13 protein-coding genes and 2 rRNA genes are annotated in these 18,203 nt (G+C 64.4%); 8 read left to right on the plus strand and 7 right to left on the minus strand.

All coding sequences use genetic code 11. From position 1 onward, the window contains the following. Window positions 1-173: 173 nt before the first annotated feature. On the minus strand, window positions 174-1,160 hold the full coding sequence (locus tag I6H87_RS17645; protein ID WP_037024407.1) for a tripartite tricarboxylate transporter substrate binding protein: 987 nt from the start codon (window positions 1,158-1,160) through the stop codon (window positions 174-176). A 392-nt stretch (window positions 1,161-1,552) separates the two neighbouring features. Here I6H87_RS17645 and I6H87_RS17650 point away from each other — a divergent pair, with 392 nt between their 5' ends. The 3 genes from I6H87_RS17650 to tolA all read left to right on the plus strand — a co-directional run bounded on the left by I6H87_RS17650 (window position 1,553) and on the right by tolA (window position 3,398). Continuing rightward, on the plus strand, window positions 1,553-1,921 hold the full coding sequence (locus I6H87_RS17650) for a VOC family protein (RefSeq protein WP_010811769.1): 369 nt from the start codon (window positions 1,553-1,555) through the stop codon (window positions 1,919-1,921). A 158-nt stretch (window positions 1,922-2,079) separates the two neighbouring features. Then, the gene (locus I6H87_RS17655; RefSeq protein WP_011615222.1) at window positions 2,080-2,604 is read left to right on the plus strand and encodes a hypothetical protein; all 525 of its coding nucleotides are present in this window, start codon (window positions 2,080-2,082) and stop codon (window positions 2,602-2,604) included. Between the two features lie 41 nt (window positions 2,605-2,645). Next, window positions 2,646-3,398 carry a cell envelope integrity protein TolA gene (gene tolA / locus I6H87_RS17660; RefSeq protein ID WP_010811767.1) on the plus strand — a complete coding sequence of 251 codons (753 nt, stop codon included), beginning with the start codon at window positions 2,646-2,648 and terminating at the stop codon, window positions 3,396-3,398. Window positions 3,399-3,428: 30 nt separating this feature from the next. On the opposite strand, the gene I6H87_RS17665 is transcribed toward tolA, so the two are convergent. Both I6H87_RS17665 and I6H87_RS17670 read right to left on the minus strand, forming a co-directional pair. Next, complete coding sequence (locus I6H87_RS17665; protein ID WP_011615221.1) at window positions 3,429-8,951, minus strand: AAA domain-containing protein; 5,523 nt, start codon at window positions 8,949-8,951, stop codon at window positions 3,429-3,431. Then, on the minus strand, window positions 8,948-10,153 hold the full coding sequence (locus I6H87_RS17670; RefSeq protein WP_011615220.1) for a M48 family metalloprotease: 1,206 nt from the start codon (window positions 10,151-10,153) through the stop codon (window positions 8,948-8,950). The genes I6H87_RS17665 and I6H87_RS17670 overlap by 4 nt, the downstream gene beginning before the upstream one ends. A 361-nt stretch (window positions 10,154-10,514) precedes the next feature. On the opposite strand from I6H87_RS17670, the gene I6H87_RS17675 reads away from it, so the two are divergent. Then, on the plus strand, window positions 10,515-10,898 hold the full coding sequence (locus I6H87_RS17675; protein WP_011615219.1) for a hypothetical protein: 384 nt from the start codon (window positions 10,515-10,517) through the stop codon (window positions 10,896-10,898). Window positions 10,899-11,015: 117 nt separating this feature from the next. Here the strand turns inward: I6H87_RS17675 and I6H87_RS17680 are convergent, their stop codons facing one another. Together I6H87_RS17680 and I6H87_RS17685 are read right to left on the minus strand one after the other, a co-directional pair. Then, complete coding sequence (locus I6H87_RS17680; RefSeq protein WP_011615218.1) at window positions 11,016-12,125, minus strand: alkene reductase; 1,110 nt, start codon at window positions 12,123-12,125, stop codon at window positions 11,016-11,018. A 23-nt stretch (window positions 12,126-12,148) separates the two neighbouring features. Beyond that, the gene (locus I6H87_RS17685) at window positions 12,149-12,778 is read right to left on the minus strand and encodes a TetR/AcrR family transcriptional regulator (RefSeq protein WP_010811762.1); all 630 of its coding nucleotides are present in this window, start codon (window positions 12,776-12,778) and stop codon (window positions 12,149-12,151) included. Window positions 12,779-12,977: 199 nt separating this feature from the next. Between I6H87_RS17685 and I6H87_RS17690 the strand changes: the two genes are divergently transcribed. From I6H87_RS17690 to I6H87_RS17705, 4 genes are all read left to right on the plus strand, one after another. Beyond that, entirely contained in the window at window positions 12,978-13,430 is a 453-nt protein-coding gene (locus I6H87_RS17690; protein ID WP_010811761.1) for an Ohr family peroxiredoxin, read from the plus strand. An 86-nt stretch (window positions 13,431-13,516) separates the two neighbouring features. Continuing rightward, complete coding sequence (locus I6H87_RS17695) at window positions 13,517-13,753, plus strand: hypothetical protein (RefSeq protein WP_011615217.1); 237 nt, start codon at window positions 13,517-13,519, stop codon at window positions 13,751-13,753. A 173-nt stretch (window positions 13,754-13,926) separates the two neighbouring features. Continuing rightward, the gene (locus I6H87_RS17700; RefSeq protein ID WP_010811759.1) at window positions 13,927-14,385 is read left to right on the plus strand and encodes a MarR family winged helix-turn-helix transcriptional regulator; all 459 of its coding nucleotides are present in this window, start codon (window positions 13,927-13,929) and stop codon (window positions 14,383-14,385) included. 23 nt (window positions 14,386-14,408) lie between these two features. After that, a complete protein-coding gene (locus tag I6H87_RS17705; protein ID WP_010811758.1) occupies window positions 14,409-14,660 on the plus strand; it encodes a hypothetical protein in 252 nt (83 codons plus the stop codon). Between the two features lie 73 nt (window positions 14,661-14,733). On the opposite strand, the gene rrf is transcribed toward I6H87_RS17705, so the two are convergent. Continuing rightward, window positions 14,734-14,846: ribosomal RNA gene (rrf, locus tag I6H87_RS17710) — 5S ribosomal RNA — on the minus strand. A gap of 122 nt (window positions 14,847-14,968) precedes the next feature. Further along, window positions 14,969-18,048, minus strand: a 23S ribosomal RNA gene (locus tag I6H87_RS17715). Window positions 18,049-18,203: the final 155 nt, after the last annotated feature.

The raw sequence follows: 18,203 nt of genomic DNA on the forward strand, positions 1-18,203 counted from the left end.
CAATCTGTGGCGGGAAAAAGCGCCCGATCAACGGGCGCAAACGGAGACGACCACGGAGGTAAAGCAGGCCCGGCTCCAGAAAGAATGTCGCAGCAAACGGCAGCGGGGATAGCAAGGCGGGCCGACATGCCGTCCGGCCCGATGGACACGCCGACTGTCTCGCCCCCCGTCACTCAATCGACCTGTGCTCCCGAGTCCTTGACGACCTTCGCCCATTTCACCAGATCGTCCTTGATCAGAACGCGGAACTGCTCTGGCGTATTGGATGCGGCCTCTGCTCCTTGCGCGGCCAGCTTGTCCTGCACGTCCTTGCTATTCAGGACTTTGGTGGCCTCCGCATGAAGCTGGGCAAGAATTTCCTTTGGCGTACCGGCTGGCGCAAGCAACCCATACCAGGAGACCGCGCTGTACCCGGGAATGGCCTCCCCTATCGCCGGCACCTCGGGAATCAGTCTTGACCGTTTCTCTGTGGCCACGCCAAGTACGCGGAGTTGCCCCGTTTTCACGAACGGCATCACGCCTGGCAAGCTGCCGAACGTTATGGGAACCTGGCCGGCAACCACGTCAGTAGCCGCTGCCGCTGCGCTCTTGTACGGAACGTGAGTAATATCGATGCCAGCCTTTGCCTTCAGCATTTCCCCGAGCAGATGATTCAGCGTGCCATTGCCCGCGGAGGCATAGTCCAGTTTTCCTGGCTTCGACCTGGCCAGGCCAATCAGATCGTGGACAGACCTGGCCTGGATTGCGGGGTTCGTGACCAGCACGTACGGCGCCGTTGCCACCAGCGTAATCGGCTCGAAGTCCTTGACCGGATCAAACGGAATCTTCCGGTATAGCGACGGGTTGATGGTGAACGAACTGCCGACTGTCAGCAGTAGCGTGTAGCCGTCGCGCGGTGCCTTCGCGGCTACCTGGATGCCGATATTGCCACCGGCGCCCGGCCGGTTGTCGACGACAATGGGGTGGCCCAGCACCGCACCGAGTCTTTGCGCCACGATTCTCGCCACGGCATCGTTGGCACCACCAGGCGCTTGTGGAACGATCAGTGTCACCGGCTTCACCGGATACCCACTCGCCCAGCCTGAGCCGCTTATCATTAGCGCGGGAACCAAGCCTCCAGTACGGAGAAGACGCAATGCCTTCCCTTTGATACCTTTCAATTCATGTCTCCTTTGAAGCGGCATGCCACCAGTTGTGAAGCATAAGCAGCAAGCCGTGATTCGATGAGGATGAAAGAGGTGAAGGGTGTCGTAAAGCAATAAATGGCGAGCGTGCCATCGCGTTTGGTGATGGCCGAATGGTGGCTACGGGGCGGATGGTTGGAAGTGAAGCCATGCAGGATGCATCTGACCCGGCCGGACTTTCAGGCGCTAACGCCACGCCTGAAGGGATGCGCCAGCCAGGCCTGGCCTGCAAGGCAAGGTTGCCGTCATTGCCCGCGCTGGCTACGCTGCAAGCGTGGCGCACGCCAGCTTCTGCGTGACGGCCGGCTGGCCGTCCCCGGCCGGCTTGCTCGCCGTTCCTTGCACATATCCTTCCCGGAGATTGCGGCATGGCCATCCAGCTCAACCACACCATCGTCTTTTCTCACGACAAGAAGGTCTCCGCCGACTTCCTCTGCGAGATCCTCGGACGTCCCCCGGCCGAGCCGTTCGGGCCGTTTCTCGGCGTGCGGCTGGACAATGACGTGACCCTGGACTTCATGGACGCGGAGGGCGATGTTGCCCTGCAGCACTATGCCTTCCTGGTCAGCGACGCCGAATTCGATCAGGGCTTTGCCCGCGTCCGCGCGCGCAACCTGACCTACTGGGCGGACCCGTACCGCCGCCGCCCAGGCGAGGTCAACACCGACGATGGCGGCCGTCGGATCTACTTCGAGGATCCGAGCAAGCACTTTCTGGAGATCTTTACGAAGGGCTAGTGTCCTGTCATGAGCCTTTGACGAGACACTGGCGCCCTGCCACGCCAGCTCGATGCTTTGCAGCGTTGACTGCGCTTGGTTGATGCGGTTGCACCCCATAGAATGAAGTTGCGCCTTGGAAAGCGGCTCTGGTTTCTGCCGCATCAAAGGAGGATGTCATGGAACTTCATATGCAATCGCATCGCTACGCGCACCGGTGGCCGGACTGGCGTGCGGCGGCGCTGGCGGGCCTCGTCGCCGGGGTGGTATTCCTGGTGCTCGACTTGCTGGCGGCCATGCTGATGGGGGCCAGCGTCTGGAAGCCGCTGACCATGATCGCGGCCATCATGCTGGGCCCTGATGTGCTGGCGCAAGCTGCCACCTTCCAGATGAGCGTGCTGGTAGCGGCCGTGGTGGTCCACTTCGTGCTCTCTGTCGTGTTCGCGGTGATCCTGGCAGCGATCATGGCGCCGTTCCGTTTCGATTCGAGCGTCGGCATGGCCTCGGTGGTGGGGGCGCTGTTCGGCCTGGTCCTGTACCTGGTCAATTTTCACGGCATGACTGCCGTCTTCCCATGGTTTGCCGAAGCGCGAGGCTGGGTGACCGCCATTGCCCACATCGTGTTCGGCCTGGTCGCGGCTGACTCGTATCTGAAACTGGAGCGGCACGTGGATGCGTCCGCCGGCGGAACTGGCGGTACCTAGGAGAGCAAGCGCAAAACGAGCAGCGGCAAGGCGCGCGATCCATGCAGACCGTCGCCTATCCCTATCAGCCAGTGCCTGAACGGGGCACCCTGAGGTGCTTCCTGCTGGCCTTGTTCATGCACCTGCTGCTGGGTGCCCTGCTCTACTATGGCGTGCGCTGGCGCAGCGCGGCGCCGGAGGGTATCGCGGCCGAACTGTGGGAGGCGATCCCGGAAGCCGCAACGCCAGCGCCTGCAATCACGCCGGCGCCAAGCCCGAAGCCGGTCGAAGAGGAAGACGCCGACATCTCGCTGCAGGAAAAGCAGCGCAAGGCCGAGCAGGCCGCGCGCGACCAGGCACAAGCACGGCAGCGCGAGAACCAGGCCCGTGCCGAAGCGGCCCGCAAGGAGGCGCAGCGCAAGGCGACGGAAGCGCAGCGCCAGGCCGACAATGCCCAGCGCCAGGGCGAACTGGCGCGATTGCGGTCGCAGGCGGGCAATTCGGGAACACGGGTCGGCTCCGGCTCCGGCACCAAGCCTTCGTCCGGTTATGCCGAGCGGGTCCGGCAGCGGGTCAAGCCGAACATCATTTTCAATGAAGACGTCAGCGGCAATCCGGCGGCGGTGGTGGCCGTGGGCATGGCGCCGGATGGCTCGGTGCTGTCGACGCGGCTCGCCAAGTCAAGCGGCAATGCGGCCTGGGACAACGCCGTGCTGCGCGCGGTGCAGCGATCCGACCCGCTGCCGCGCGACGAAAACGGCGTTGCACCGTCCAATATCCTCATTACTTTCTGGCCCAAGGACGAAGGCGGCTAGTAGTGCCGCCTCCTGTGCCCTGTCCAGGCGCTACGCCTCTATGTAGCCCTTGCGCAGTTTCTCCGCCACCAGCTTGTCCGCCTCGCGCCGTGCCCGCTCGGCGCTGTCGAAGGTCTTCACGCTGGTCTGCCCTGTGCTGCCGATGCGGCCGTAGGTGACGGAGAGCTCCGCCCCGCGTACGCTGGCACGCCAGAACTTGCGCGATGTGCCCTGTTCGAAGCGCAGGCTCCGAACCAGTTCCGCTTGCGCAGCCGATGCCGTCGCCGCGTCCGTCCGGGCCTCGCCCGTTGACGCCGGATCCTGCGCCGCGGCCGGCTTCGCCAACGGCACCGGCATCTCGACCTCCACGTCCAGCGCGCGATCCTCGCCATCGGCCAGCATGGCCTCGATGCGGGCCAGCACCGCGTCCCGATCGTCGAGCCAGTCCTTGCCGGGGATGTCCAGCACCAGCCAGCCGAAGCCGCGCAGGACGCCGGGGCGGAACACATAGCGCTCGGCGGTGTCCGTCACCGGCTCGGACGGCGCATCGAGCAGGATCGCCAGCGCGTAGCCTTGTCCCGACGGATCGGCGATGGCCAGGTCGCAGCGGAACTGCGAGCGGCCGACGTTGGCGTGCACCTGGTGGCCGCGCGCACGCAGCGCCTCGGCCAGTGCGTCGCGGACGCTGTCCGGCGTGGCCTCGCGCGTGAAGGCGTCGCGCGCGCCGGGGTTCAGCGCGCCGAGCACCGACTGGGCGCGTTCGAACTGCCCGCGCGCGCTGGCCTGCGCGAACTGCAGGAACGCACGCAGCGCGGCCGCGCCATCGTTGTGCACGTTGGTGATCGCCTCGGCCTGGATCGTCGACACCACCGCCATCCGATGGCGCGCGCGGCTGAAGATCACGTTCAGCCGCTTCTCGCCGCCGCGCTGGTTGATCGGGCCGAAGTTCATCAGCATCTTGCCGTCCGGCCCCGGCGCGTAGCAGATGCTCAGGATGATCACGTCGCGCTCGTCGCCTTGCACGTTCTCCAGGTTCTTGACGAACAGTCCGTTGAACTGGTCGTCGTCCTCGCGCACGTACTCGCGCTCGAGGCGCATCGCGAAGTCCGCGTCCTCGGCGGCCAGCGCCTCGAGCGCGGACTCGATGGCGCCCTGCTGCGCCTCTGAAAACGCCACGATGCCCAGGCTCAGCCCGGTCTCGCGCCGCAGCAGCTCGCGCACGGTCCGGGCGATGTAGTTCGCCTCCTGCGCATTGCGGCGCTCCGCGTAGACGCCGTCGGCCAGCCGGTGGAAGCTGACCGGCCGCGCCAGCAGCGCGTCGGCGCCCGCGATGCCGGCATCTTCCTGGTCCGAACGCAGCGCAGGCGCCTCGTCCTCGGCCTGCTCCAGCAAACGGTCGGGAATGGTGACCAGGCGTCCGTCGTAGAACGCCGCGTTGGAAAAGCTGATCAGCGACTCGTGACGGCTGCGGTAGTGCCACGCCAGCAGCGTGGCGGGCAGGTTGCGCGCGGCCTGGTTCAGCAGGCTGTCCGAATCGAGATTGATCGCGATGCGCTCGCCCTCCTCTTCCACGACGATCTCGTCGTCGCCCTCGGCACCGCCGGCCGTGAAGAAACTTGTCGGCGGCAGCTGCATCTCGTCGCCGACCACCACCACCTGGCGCGCGCGGCTCAGCGCCGGCACGGCCTCCTCGGTCGGAATCTGGCTGGCCTCGTCGAAGATCACCACGTCGAACAGATCAGGCGACAGCGGCAGCGTGTCGGACACCGACAATGGACTCATCAGCCAGATCGGCTTCAGGTCGTTGATGACGAGGCCGGTCTCGTCGTCGCAGAGATCGCGGATCGAGCGGTGGCGCATGCTCTTGCCGAACTCGTGCTCCAGTTCGCGGCGACCCGTGGCGTATTGTTTCTTGAACGCCTTGCCGTCGGCGTCCAGCATCGTGGCCGACAGCGAGGACACGCGCACGTGCTCGGCAAACTGCCGGTGCCGCGTGGCGCGAACCACTTGCGCGTTCAGCGCGAGCAGTTCACGCTGCCCTTGCGCCACGGCGCGCGCAGCCTGCGCCAGCGCCGCGCCGCCAAAGCGCGCCAGCACCGGGTTCTCGCGCGTGAGACGGCGCAGTGCCTCATCGGCGACCAGCGCCTCGAGCTGCACCGGTGCGTGATCGAGCCACTGCAGCATGGCGGCACAGGCGGGGTCGCCCGCATGCACCGCGCGCAACAGCGGCAACAGGTCTGGCAGGTCGTCCAGCGCCTCGCGCAGGTCGCGCAGCAGTTCGGCGATGTCGCCGAGGCGCGCATCGGCGGCCAGCGCCAGCCCGTCGCGTACACGCTGCGCGAGCTTCTCCAGCGACTCGCGCGCACCGGCCTCGGCGCGCGCCGCCGCGACCGGGTCGACAGCCTGGCGCAAGTGCGCGACCAGTTCGCGCGGGCCTGCGCCCGACTGCAGGCGCCGCTCGAGTTCGCCGAGCGCGCGCAGGAAAGCCCGCATCTCGCCGACCCCGTAGCGGCGGCGGCTGTCGGCATCGGCCGCCGCCAGCGCGGCGCTCGCGGCGTGCTCAGCGGCCAGCGCTTCCAGCACCTTGCCGTAGCCCGGATGGACGGCGTGCTTGCCGAAGTCATAGCGGCGCTTCAGTTCGCCGCGCAGCCGCCACCATGCGGGCTGCAGCCAGCGCGCGAACGACGGCTCCAGCCGCCGCGCGAGCGCCAGCGCCGATTCGGTATCGCCGGGGCTCAGCTTGTCCTGCCAGTTAGACGTTGCGGCTTGCGCGTCGGCGAGTGCCTGTGTGCGCGACTCCAGCTCCGCGCGGATCTCGCGCAGCGCGGCTTGCGCCGGCGAGGCCGCGTCGAGCAGGTCCAGATGCGCGGCCAGGCCCGTGTCGAGCAGCCACTGGCTGTCGGCGGCGATTGCGCGTGCCTGCTCCAGCGCGGTGTCCTGGCCGGTCAGGCTGGCGGTACTGTCGAGCAGCGGGTCGAGCGCATCGAACAGCGCCTCGGCGTCACGGCACAGCTGCTCGGCGCGGCCATAGGCGCGCTCGTCGGCCAGCAGTTGCGGCGACAGGCGCGCGAACGGGTGCGCGGCCAGGCTGTCGACACCGAAGCGCTCGCGCATCGCGCGGTGCACGCGGTGCGCGAGATCGCGCTGACGGTCCCAGGCGGCCAGCGCCGGCAGGCGCTCGCGCAGCGCAGGCCCTGCCTCGGGCACAGCGGGCAACGCGGCCACGCGGCGCAGCAACGCACGCACGCTGTCGCCGAGTGCCTCGGGCGCGCTGGCCATCGCCGACTCGAATGCGTCGATGCGCTGCTGGTATGCGGCCAGCGCCTCGACGACCTGCGTGCGGCGCGCAGCCAGCGCGTCGCCATCGTGCGGCTGCGCGATCCACTGCTCGTAGCAGGCACGCAGGTCGGCAATAAAGGCCTTCTTGTCGGTCTGCGAGTCGTGGATCAGGGAGCACAGCGAGTCCAGCCCGCTTTGCTTGAGCCGGTGGAACACCACGTCGAGCGCGGCGCGCTTCTCGCAGACGAACAGCACGCGTTTGCCGCGGCCCGCGTAGTCGGCGATCAGGTTGGTGATGGTCTGCGACTTGCCAGTGCCCGGCGGGCCCTGGATGATGAAGCTGCGCTGGCTGCGCGCGAGGCCGACCGCGGCGTTCTGCGTCGCATCGGCCCCCACCACGTTCCACTGCTCGGCCGGTGCGAGCGGCGCGGGCACTTGCGTCTCCACGTCGCGCGGATCGATCGAGAACACGCGGTCGAATGCCGGATTGGCGCCGGGCTCGTCCAGCAACTGCGCGTAGTCGCGCACCAGCGACATCTTGCGGTAGTTGAAGTTGGCGAGCGTCACCTGCGTCAGGTCCAGGTCCCAGGCATAACGGTGGCCTTCGGACTCCTCGAGCACGTAGCCCTGGCGCTCGTCGCTTTCCGCGGCGGCGGGGCCGCTCATGTGTGGCTGGCGCGGACCGGCGCCCGGTGCGGCGCCCGCCTCGAAGCGCTGCGGCAGCTCGCTCGGCCGCACCCAGTGCTCGAACAGCGCGCGTCCCAGCGGCCGGTAGTCGTCCTGCGCATAGCTGTACGGCGGCAGCCAGCCACCGGTGCGCGCGGCGGCCGGGCCCGGCTTGCGGCGCTGGAACTGCTGCATCCGCTGCAGCGCCTTCTGCCGCACCAGCCGCACCGCGGCCTTGTCGACCAGGCGCAGCTCCACTGACGGTTCCGAGCGGCGGATCTGCGCGAGGATGCCGGCATGGATCTCCTCGAGCGAGATCTTGCCGAGATCCACCGTCTCGTCCAGCCGGATGTCGTACAGCTGGCTCAGGTAGTGGCGCAGCACCGGGTTGAACTCGGCCTCGCCGCCCGCGCACTGGATCACGTACTGGTCGCGCACGCCCTTGCGTTTGACCAGCTCCACCGGCAGCCACAGCAGCGGCGTCACGATGCGCTCGTCCGGCGCCTCCTTCAGGTTGTGCCAGCGCAGGAACGCCACCACCAGGCGCAGGTTGCTGAAGCCATACTCGGCGCGGTCGCGGCGGGTCTCGGCGATCAGGCGGTCCAGCGACGCCGGCAGGTAGGGCTGGTCGTCGAAGCGCAGCCAGCGCTGCAGCGACACCGGCTTGCCCGCCACCAGGTCGGCTGCGAACGGTCCGCCCCAGGTGCAGATATGCTCGGGCCGCACGCTTTCGATCTGCAGCATCAGCGGCACGCTGGCCACGGTGACGTTGACGCTGACCGCGGTCGGACGGAAATGCAGCAGGCGGTTGCGCCGCGACAGATCGAACAGGCGGTCGCGCAGGTGCGTGAGCACGGCGGCGCGGCGCGGCGTGGCACCGGTCGTGCCGGCCAGCGCACGCTCGACGTCCAGGCCGAGTGGCTGGTCGCGCCACGTGCGCAGCCGGGTCGCCAGCGCGGCGACATCGGTGGCGCGGTCGTGGCGGTTGATCTCGGTCATCTCGACGATCACCGCGGCGACGATCGGATGCAAGCGCTCATGCAGCAGGAACAGGTTGCGGCGATGCGCCACGAAACTGCGCAGGTCGTCCTCGTCGGCGAAGTCCAGGCCGCAGGCCAGGCTCGCCAGCACCATGCCGAGCAGGAAGATGTCGCCGATTTCGTCGTGGTGGCCGACGAGCCGTTCCCAGCTGGCCGGGCCGGGCAGGTAGACCGGGCGCGCGACGGGCGCCGTAGCGTCAAGCTGCAGCGCCAGGTCGGCCTGGTCGCGCTGTCCGTCGTCGGCATGGCCGAGCTGCAGCGCGCCGACGATGTTCAGGCCCGAGGCCGGATGCGGCTGCACGCGATGCACCGCGCCGATGTCCATGACGGGCGCCTCGCCATCGGGCCGGCGCAGGCGCAGCGCCCCATCCTCGTCCACCAGGATGCTGTCGCGATCGAGCGCGGCCACCCTGCCCTGCGCGTGCAGCGTGGCAACCTGCGCGAACAGCGGCAGCACCAGCACCAGGACGTCGTCGGTGGGCAGCGCCGCGCCCGCCTGCGCCTCGATCAGGGCGCGCAGCATGCGCGGCTCCCCGCTGCCGGTCATATCCGGAATGGTATTGGTGCCGTGGGTCGTGCTGTCAGTCATGCCCGGCCCTCCCTGGCCAGTTCGCGGTGGAGTTGGCGCTGGTAGCGGTCCAGCTCGCGCTTGCCGAAGCCGGCGTCGCGGCGCAGGTTGCCATGCAGCGCTTCCAGGCTGCCGAGCGCCTGCGCCACCTGGCCGGCGCGCAGCAGCGCCGCGTCCTGCTGGTCGGGGTCGGCGAGCGCCAGGTCCATCATCAGCGCGTTGAGGTAGCCGCGCACGCTGTCGTCGGCCACGTCCGGCCCCAACCCCTCGGGGCCGATCGCTGGTTCGTCGTCGCGCCAGTCGGGGAACATCATGCGCACTTGCGCGAGTACTGCCTCGCTCGCCAGCGGCGTGCCGGCGAGGAAGTGGGCCAGGAAGCCGCGCGTCAGCGCCTGCAGGCGGATCTGTCCCGGCAGGTCCAGCTTCTCCAGCGCCAGCGGGCCGTGCAGCCGGGTTTCGATCCATGGATCGAGATCGGCCGCGCCCTCCCACCACAGCGCCAGTGCGCGCGCCCGGATAAAGGTCTCGGGATGGCTGTGGGCGGCGCTCGCGCCCGCTTCGTGGGCCTCGATCTCGGCCGCCTGGCGCAGGTAGGCGGCCGCGTCCACGCTGCCGATGCCGGTCTGCACCTTGACCAGCGTCGACACGGCCGGCGCCACCGCACGGGCGGCCACGGCGCCGCCGCGGTCGGCGAACAGCTCGGTGTGCAGCGCGTAGCGGCGCCAGGTCTCGCGATGGCTGGCGCTGGCGCCGGGCGCGGCCAGCGCGTCGTTCAGGATGCGGTCGGCCACCAGGAACTGGCCGTCGTCGCGCGACCACAGCAGGTAGTGGGCCAGTTCGTGGCCGAACACCGCCAGCAGCTCCGGCGGCGACAGCCGATCCAGCAGCGGCCCCTGCAGGATGATGTGGACCTCGCCCGGCACGTAGACCAGCGACGCGTTCATGTCATGGCCCGGCGACTGGTAAAGCGTCGCGGGGGCGTCGATGCCGAGGCGCGCCATCGCCTCGGCCAGCGCCGCGTGCACGTCGGCATGTGCGTCCGCCTCGAGGCGGTAGGTGTCGCGCAGCAGCATCGAGCGCAGTGCCTCGCGGTGATCGGCGCCGGTCGCGCGGGCGCCGGCCCAGCGCCAGACCTCGGGCTCATGGCGGCGCAGGTAGTCGACCACCGTTGCGTGATAGGCAAGCGGCACCAGCGCGCCGCGATCCGGGGCGTGAGAGTCCATGCGGGACGTTCCAGGGTTGCGTGGAAGCCGATTCTACAGGGGGAGCATGGCGTTGGCGCCGTCCATCAGCGCGGGCAATGCCCGCACTGGCCTGGCGAGCATGACGTTGTCGGGAGCAGTTGGAGGCGGGGATGCCGGCGCGAGAAGCGGCTGATGGCTGAAGCTGTTGGTTTGGGTGGGCGGCTGATACGCCGCAAGTTTGTTTCTGCCCAACATTTACTCCGCCAGCCGGGCGGAATTCGCTGATGACGGGGCTGCGACTCCATTTTTGTCGGTCCGCATCCGGTGGCACAGCTTCTGCGTATAAGCGAGAGGACGCCCGCCGCGTTCTGCCCTCCTTACCGCAAATCGGAGTACCGCCATGATCCGCCAGCTCGCCAACACGATCTTCGCCACCGCCGCGATTGCAGTCGCCTGCACTGCCGGCATTGCCCATGCCGCCGCCCGCGACAGCGCTCCTGCCGGCGACAAGTCCGGCTACACCTTCCGCATCGACATGCGCGACGTCTATAGCGAAGCTGCGCGGGCCGGCCGCTTCGACGTCTTCATCGACGGTACTCGCGTTGAGGCTTCACCCGTCAACGAGCAGTCCGTTTCCGGCCTCGACCGCAGTGGCGTGTCGGCCGACCCTGCCCGCAAATTCGACATCTACACCGACGGCGCGCTGGCCGGCATGGACCGCAGCGGGGTATCGGCAGATCCCGCGCGCAAGTTCGACGTCTATACCGATGGCGCCTTGGCATAAGCCCGTGCATAGCAAGCCTGCCTCAGGCAGGCAGCCATCGTCAAACGCGCTTACGCGCCCTTTGGAACGTATTTCTCCCGGCTCCGAAGGGCGCTTTTTTTCTGGCCGGAGCCCGCGTCAGCCCAGCTCGGGGTAGTCGACGTAGCCGTGCGCACCGTTGCCGCCGTACAGCGACGCGTCTTCAAACGGACGGTTCAGCGGCTTGTTTTCGCGGAAGCGGCGCGGCAGGTCGGGGTTGGTGATCATCTTGCGGCCGAACGAGACCATGTCGGCACTGCCACGGCGAATCGCCTCTTCGGCCATCTCCTTGGAGTAGCCGTTGTTGACCATCCATACGCCGGTGTACAGGCGGTGCAGCGCTTCATAGTCGAACGGGGCGTTGTCGCGCGGGCCGCCGGTGTGGCCTTCCACGACATGGATATACACCGGATGCAGCTTCTCCAGTTCACGCACGACATATTCGAACAGTGGCTGTGGGTTGCTCTCCAGCGCGTCGTTGACGGGCGAGACCGGCGCCAGGCGAACGCCGACCCGGTCGGCACCAATCTCCTTAACCACGGCAGCCATGACTTCGAGCAGGAAGCGCGCGCGGTTTTCGATGCTGCCGCCATACGCGTCGGTGCGATTGTTCGTGCCATCGCGCAGGAAGGCGTCAAGCAGGTAGCCGTGCGCGCCATGGACTTCGACACCGTCGAAGCCGGCCTGGACGGCATTGGCTGCAGCGGTGCGGAAGTCGTCGACAATACCAGCGATCTCGGCCGTCTCGAGCGCGCGCGGGACCGAGCATTCGACGTAGCCTTTGCCATTGATATAGGTCTTGGCATTGGCAGCGATGGCCGACGGTGCGACCGGGGCCTGGTTGTCCGGCTGGAAGTGCGTGTGCGACATGCGGCCGGTGTGCCAGATCTGCAGGAAGATCCTGCCGCCCTTAGCGTGGACCGCATCGGTCACCTTCTTCCAGGCAGCAATCTGCTCGGGGGTGTAGACGCCCGGCGTATTGGTGTAGCCCTGGGCAGTGGTCGAGACCTGGGTGGCTTCAGCGATGATCAGGCCTACGCTGGCGCGCTGGCTGTAGTACTCGACCACCATGTCGGTCGGCACCAGGTTGTCGTCGGCCCGGCTGCGCGTGAGCGGCGCCATGGCCATGCGGTTGGCCAGTTCGAGCTTGCCCAGCTTGATTGGCTGGAACAGCGCGTCGGCGAGGAAGGCTTCGTTCTGTACACCCATGAATCACTTACTCCGTAGTTGGTCTATGGCTTGTTGCGGCGAGAACCGCCGTTAGCGGCCGGCTGGAACAGGTGGTCAAACATCAGGTCGACGCTGCGGCGCAGCGGCTCGACAGAGCATTCGAGCTTCATGCGCAGCAAGGCGCCCTCCCAGGCATCCCACGCCAGCCCGGATAGCTCGGCAGCCGCTATGTCGGCACGGATATCGCCGTGCGCCTGGGCCTCGCAGATCATGCTGGCGAGGCGTTCGCGCCACGCCAGTTGCGCGGATTGCAGGGCGGCCCGGCAGACTTCGCTCGACAAGGCAATCTCCGCCGCGAAGTTACCTATCAGACACCCAGCCTGCAGCTTCCTCGATTCGTGGTACGCAATCATCCGGGCAAAGACATAGCGGATCGCTGCCATTGGCGCAGACGGCGCCTCATCGATCATCGCCTCCCACGACCGCTGCAGGAAACCCGCGTATTGCGCGACGATGACCGCCGCGAACGCTTCCTTGCTCTCGAAATGGTTGTAGAACGACCCCTTCGGCACGCCGGCGTGGTCGGTGATCTGCTGGATGCCGGTGGCGTTGTAGCCGTGGCGCGTAAACAGTTCGCGCCCCGCCTTCGTCAAACGGTTGGGGATGTCGGTCTTGTCTGCAGTGCGTGCCATGGCGGAATAATATGACCAGTCGTCTTAAGATGTCAAAAGCACTGCGCAAGCGTAGGCAAGGACGCATTTCCGGCCCTCTTCCGGGCACACGATATTTTTCCTTGACAAGGGAAGCCCCATGTTCCACTATGCATTCCATCGCATGCGATCTAAGCGGATGCGATTCAAATACAACTGACAACCACCAGAGATCCATTCCATGAGCAAGATCGAAAAAGTCCTCGCCACCGGCAAGACCCACACCATGCACAGCAGCGCCGGCGTTACCTCACGCGGCCACAACGGCACGCTGGACATCGCGCTGTCGCCCGGCAACAGCACCACCCCGGCGCACGTGTTCACGACCGTCCAGCCCCACCCGACCGCGGAACAATTGTTCGCGGGTGCCTGGTCGGCGTGCTACATCGCCGCGGTCGGCCTCGTGGCCAAGGAGATGAAGCTGGAACTGCCGTCCGACCTGGCCGTGGACATCGAAGTCGACCTGGGCCAGACCGGCGCGGATTACTTCCTGCAGGCACGCCTGAATCTGCGCGCGCCGGGCCTGCCGCAGGATGTCGCTACGCAACTCGCTCACGCCGCCGATGCGATCTGCCCCTACTCGAAGGCAACCCGCGGCAATATCGAGGTGGCGCTGAACGTGTTTACGTCGTAACTCCCTGACCTTTTCGTTATTTCCCATTAGTCGTATGCGATGTAATCGGATACGACTAAACATCACCTGATACAAGGATGCATACCATGACCACGCTCATCTCCATCGCCCGCTACACCGTTGTCGCCGCCGCTCTGTTGACCGCCGCCGCCGCGCAAGCCGCCGGTTCGGCGCGCGACCCTTTCACCGAGGGCGCTCGCTCGGTCACCAGCGCAGCCGATCCGTACACCGACGGCGCACGCTCGGTACACGGCACGCGCAGCCCGTACTACGACGGCGCCCGCGGCAAGGTCGACCCTTACCTCGACGGCGCACGCGCCTGAGACCGCGTAGCGCCGCGGAGGCCAGATTGTGCGCACGATTCTCTGCCGGTTCCGGGCGCCCTTCCCTCGGGCTCCAGGAACCGCCGCGGAAAGTTATCGCACCTGCGATAAAATCGCATACGATCTATAATCGACGCTTGCGATCCATCCGTCTTTGGCCAACGAGGCAGCAAATGAAACCCACCGACAAGCCCGCCGCAACCCCGATGCTCTCGGACTTCCTGTGCTTCGCGGTCTATTCCGCGAACCTTGCCTTCGGCAAGGCCTACAAACCGGTCCTTGAGCAACTGGGGCTGACCTATACGCAATACATCACCATCGTTGCGCTATGGGAGCAGGACGACCAGACCGTCGGCAGCCTGGGAGAGAAGCTGTTTCTCGAATCGAACACCCTGACGCCGATCCTGAAGAAGCTGGAGGCGATGGGCTATGTGGAGCGGCAGCGCGACCCCGAAGACGAGCGCCAGGTACGTGTGCGCCTGACCAAGGCCGGCCGCAAGCTGCGCGAGCGGCGCCTGGAATCCAGCCTCGCCGGAGCGACCGGCCTGGCCCCGGACGAATTCGCCCGGATCCAGAAGGCAGTTGCGTCGCTGCGCAACAACCTGATCCAGTCGGTGAAAGACAGCGAATGAACCAGCACACAGGATCCATAGCCATGACCAGCACAGCCGCCCAGTACAGCCCGATCAGCTGCGAGTTCCACGACCGCCTGGAAGACCTCGCCACCGTGCGCAGGCCCACGCAGATCCACTACCGCGACGCCGATGGCTTGCTCCAGCAGCGCACCGAGACCATTACCGACGTGTACAGCCTGGGCGGCGCCGAATATCTGACGCTCAAGACTGGCGAGACCCTGCGCCTGGACCAGCTCCTGGAAGTCGACGGCGAGAAGCTGGCGGACTACTGAGCCCGCAAGATTCCGAGCCGGAAAAGACAAAACCCCTCGCAGCACACGCTGTCGAGGGGTTTTGGGAATAAGAGCCTGGCGATGACCTACTTTCACACGGGAATCCGCACTATCATCGGCGCGGAGCTGTTTCACGGACCTGTTCGGGATGGGAAGGGGTGGTTCCAGCTCGCTATGGTCACCAGGCATGAGGGGTTGCAGCGCTGAGGTTGAGGTCAACGCTGCGTATAGGGATGTAGTTGGGGTTGTGCATGTCAACTGTTTCGGCACAGTCGCGATTCACACACCAGGCAAAACACACTGGTTATAGGATCAAGCCTTACGGGCAATTAGTACTGGTTAGCTTAACGCATTACTGCGCTTCCACACCCAGCCTATCAACGTCCTGGTCTCGAACGACCCTTCAAGGCGGTCAAGCCGCCAGGGAATCCTCATCTTCAGGCGAGTTTCCCGCTTAGATGCTTTCAGCGGTTATCTCTTCCGTACATAGCTACCCTGCGATGCCTCTGGCGAGACAACAGGTACACCAGCGGTACGTCCACTCCGGTCCTCTCGTACTAGGAGCAGCCCCCGTCAAGATTCCAACGCCCACGGCAGATAGGGACCAAACTGTCTCACGACGTTTTAAACCCAGCTCACGTACCTCTTTAAATGGCGAACAGCCATACCCTTGGGACCGGCTACAGCCCCAGGATGAGATGAGCCGACATCGAGGTGCCAAACACCGCCGTCGATATGAACTCTTGGGCGGTATCAGCCTGTTATCCCCAGAGTACCTTTTATCCGTTGAGCGATGGCCCTTCCATTCAGAACCACCGGATCACTATGTCCTGCTTTCGCACCTGCTCGACTTGTCGGTCTCGCAGTTAAGCACGCTTTTGCCATTGCACTTTAGGTACGATGTCCGACCGTACCAAGCGTACCTTCGAACTCCTCCGTTACACTTTGGGAGGAGACCGCCCCAGTCAAACTGCCTACCATGCACTGTCCCCGACCCGGATTCACGGGTCAAGGTTAGAACCTCAAACAAACCAGGGTGGTATTTCAAGGACGGCTCCACGTGAACTAGCGTCCACGCTTCAAAGCCTCCCACCTATCCTACACAGATCGGTTCAAAGTCCAATGCAAAGCTACAGTAAAGGTTCATGGGGTCTTTCCGTCTAGCCGCGGGGAGATTGCATCATCACAAACACTTCAACTTCGCTGAGTCTCGGGAGGAGACAGTGTGGCCATCGTTACGCCATTCGTGCAGGTCGGAACTTACCCGACAAGGAATTTCGCTACCTTAGGACCGTTATAGTTACGGCCGCCGTTTACCGGGACTTCAATCAAGAGCTTGCACCCCATCATTTAATCTTCCGGCACCGGGCAGGCGTCACACCCTATACGTCCACTTTCGTGTTTGCAGAGTGCTGTGTTTTTATTAAACAGTCGCAGCCACCATTTTATTGCAACCCCTTCACCCTTCTGGCGCAGGCCAGTCAAGCTACCAGGGCGTACCTTATCCCGAAGTTACGGTACCAATTTGCCGAGTTCCTTCTCCCGAGTTCTCTCAAGCGCCTTAGAATACTCATCTCGCCCACCTGTGTCGGTTTGCGGTACGGTCTCGTATGACTGAAGCTTAGAGGCTTTTCTTGGAACCACTTCCAATTGCTTCGCAGCACTAGGCCGCTCGCCCCACATCCTTGAATCCCGCGCCCGGATTTGCCTGAGCGCCTTCTCCAATGCAGGGACCGGGACTTCCAACACCCGGACAACCTTCCGCGATCCGTCCCCCCATCGCATCATACGACGGTGCAGGAATATTAACCTGCTTCCCATCAGCTACGCATCTCTGCCTCGCCTTAGGGGCCGACTCACCCTACGCCGATGAACGTTGCGTAGGAAACCTTGGGCTTACGGCGAGGGGGCCTTTCACCCCCTTTATCGCTACTCATGTCAGCATTCGCACTTCTGATACCTCCAGCATCCTTTACAAGACACCTTCACAGGCTTACAGAACGCTCTCCTACCACGCGTACGCTCCTTTAAATCCACTAGCATTGACACCCAACGATCATTGTTTGGGTGCTTTGTCGATGCTGCGCATCGACAAGCTTGGTGCACTTAAAGGAGCGCACGCGTCCGCAGCTTCGGTATATAGCTTAGCCCCGTTACATCTTCCGCGCAGGACGACTCGATCAGTGAGCTATTACGCTTTCTTTAAAGGGTGGCTGCTTCTAAGCCAACCTCCTGACTGTTTTAGCCTTCCCACTTCGTTTCCCACTTAGCTATATTTGGGGACCTTAGCTGGCGGTCTGGGTTGTTTCCCTCTTGACACCGGACGTTAGCACCCGATGTCTGTCTCCCGTGATTGCACTCTTCGGTATTCGGAGTTTGCTATGGCGGGGTAATCAGCAATAGACCCCCCAACCATGACAGTGCTCTACCCCCGAAGGTGAGACACGAGGCACTACCTAAATAGTTTTCGGAGAGAACCAGCTATTTCCAGATTTGTTTAGCCTTTCACCCCTATCCACAGCTCATCCCCTAACTTTTCAACGTTAGTGGGTTCGGTCCTCCAGTACGTGTTACCGCACCTTCAACCTGGCCATGGATAGATCATCTGGTTTCGGGTCTACACCCAGCGACTCAACGCCCTGTTCGGACTCGCTTTCGCTACGCCTTCCCTAATCGGTTAAGCTTGCCACTGAATGTAAGTCGCTGACCCATTATACAAAAGGTACGCCGTCACCCCGCTTTAAGCGCTCTCGCGCTTAAACCGCTTTGCGCGCCAGTGGTGCTATTTCACACTGGTGTCTTTTGACGATTTTTACTGTCGCAAAAATCGCCGAAAGCGCTTAAAGCGGGGCTCCGACTGTTTGTATGCATGCGGTTTCAGGATCTATTTCACTCCCCTCCCGGGGTTCTTTTCGCCTTTCCCTCACGGTACTGGTTCACTATCGGTCGATCACGAGTATTTAGCCTTGGAGGATGGTCCCCCCATCTTCAGACAGGATTTCACGTGTCCCGCCCTACTTGTCGTACACCTAGTTCCACAATCGTGTTTTCGCATACAGGGCTATCACCTGCTAGGGCCGGGCTTTCCATCCCGTTCTGCTAACACCACTGCTAAAGAGTACAAGGCTCTTCCCATTTCGTTCGCCACTACTTTGGGAATCTCGGTTGATTTCTGTTCCTGCAGCTACTTAGATGTTTCAGTTCGCCGCGTTCGCTTCCCACACCTATGGATTCAGTGTGGGATGACCCATTCGGGCCGGGTTTCCCCATTCGGACATCTCCGGATCAAAGCTTGTTTGCCAGCTCCCCGAAGCTTTTCGCAGGCTACCGCGTCCTTCATCGCCTGTGATCGCCAAGGCATCCACCACATGCACTTGTTCGCTTGACCCTATAACGAGTGTGTCTCGATTGCTCGAAACCTCGCTACAGGATGAGTTCTCGCATTTGTGCCGTATTCCAAGTCATCTTTCGATCACTTAAATACATTTTGGTTGATACAATCACAACCCGGTATCGCGTCTTGTACTGCAGCGTCTCATCAAC

It is taken from the genome of Cupriavidus necator (genome assembly GCF_016127575.1).
GTDB lineage: Bacteria > Pseudomonadota > Gammaproteobacteria > Burkholderiales > Burkholderiaceae > Cupriavidus > Cupriavidus necator_D.

What these genes read in the sequence shown, in the direction of transcription:
- I6H87_RS17650 (WP_010811769.1), top strand. Translation starts at nt 1,553, where the DNA reads ATGGCCATCCAGCTCAACCACACCATCGTCTTTTCTCACGACAAGAAG.
- I6H87_RS17655 (WP_011615222.1), top strand. Translation starts at nt 2,080, where the DNA reads ATGGAACTTCATATGCAATCGCATCGCTACGCGCACCGGTGGCCGGAC.
- tolA (WP_010811767.1), top strand. Translation starts at nt 2,646, where the DNA reads ATGCAGACCGTCGCCTATCCCTATCAGCCAGTGCCTGAACGGGGCACC.
- I6H87_RS17665 (WP_011615221.1), bottom strand. Translation starts at nt 8,951, where the DNA reads ATGACTGACAGCACGACCCACGGCACCAATACCATTCCGGATATGACC.
- I6H87_RS17670 (WP_011615220.1), bottom strand. Translation starts at nt 10,153, where the DNA reads ATGGACTCTCACGCCCCGGATCGCGGCGCGCTGGTGCCGCTTGCCTAT.
- I6H87_RS17675 (WP_011615219.1), top strand. Translation starts at nt 10,515, where the DNA reads ATGATCCGCCAGCTCGCCAACACGATCTTCGCCACCGCCGCGATTGCA.
- I6H87_RS17680 (WP_011615218.1), bottom strand. Translation starts at nt 12,125, where the DNA reads ATGGGTGTACAGAACGAAGCCTTCCTCGCCGACGCGCTGTTCCAGCCA.
- I6H87_RS17685 (WP_010811762.1), bottom strand. Translation starts at nt 12,778, where the DNA reads ATGGCACGCACTGCAGACAAGACCGACATCCCCAACCGTTTGACGAAG.
- I6H87_RS17690 (WP_010811761.1), top strand. Translation starts at nt 12,978, where the DNA reads ATGAGCAAGATCGAAAAAGTCCTCGCCACCGGCAAGACCCACACCATG.
- I6H87_RS17695 (WP_011615217.1), top strand. Translation starts at nt 13,517, where the DNA reads ATGACCACGCTCATCTCCATCGCCCGCTACACCGTTGTCGCCGCCGCT.
- I6H87_RS17700 (WP_010811759.1), top strand. Translation starts at nt 13,927, where the DNA reads ATGAAACCCACCGACAAGCCCGCCGCAACCCCGATGCTCTCGGACTTC.
- I6H87_RS17705 (WP_010811758.1), top strand. Translation starts at nt 14,409, where the DNA reads ATGACCAGCACAGCCGCCCAGTACAGCCCGATCAGCTGCGAGTTCCAC.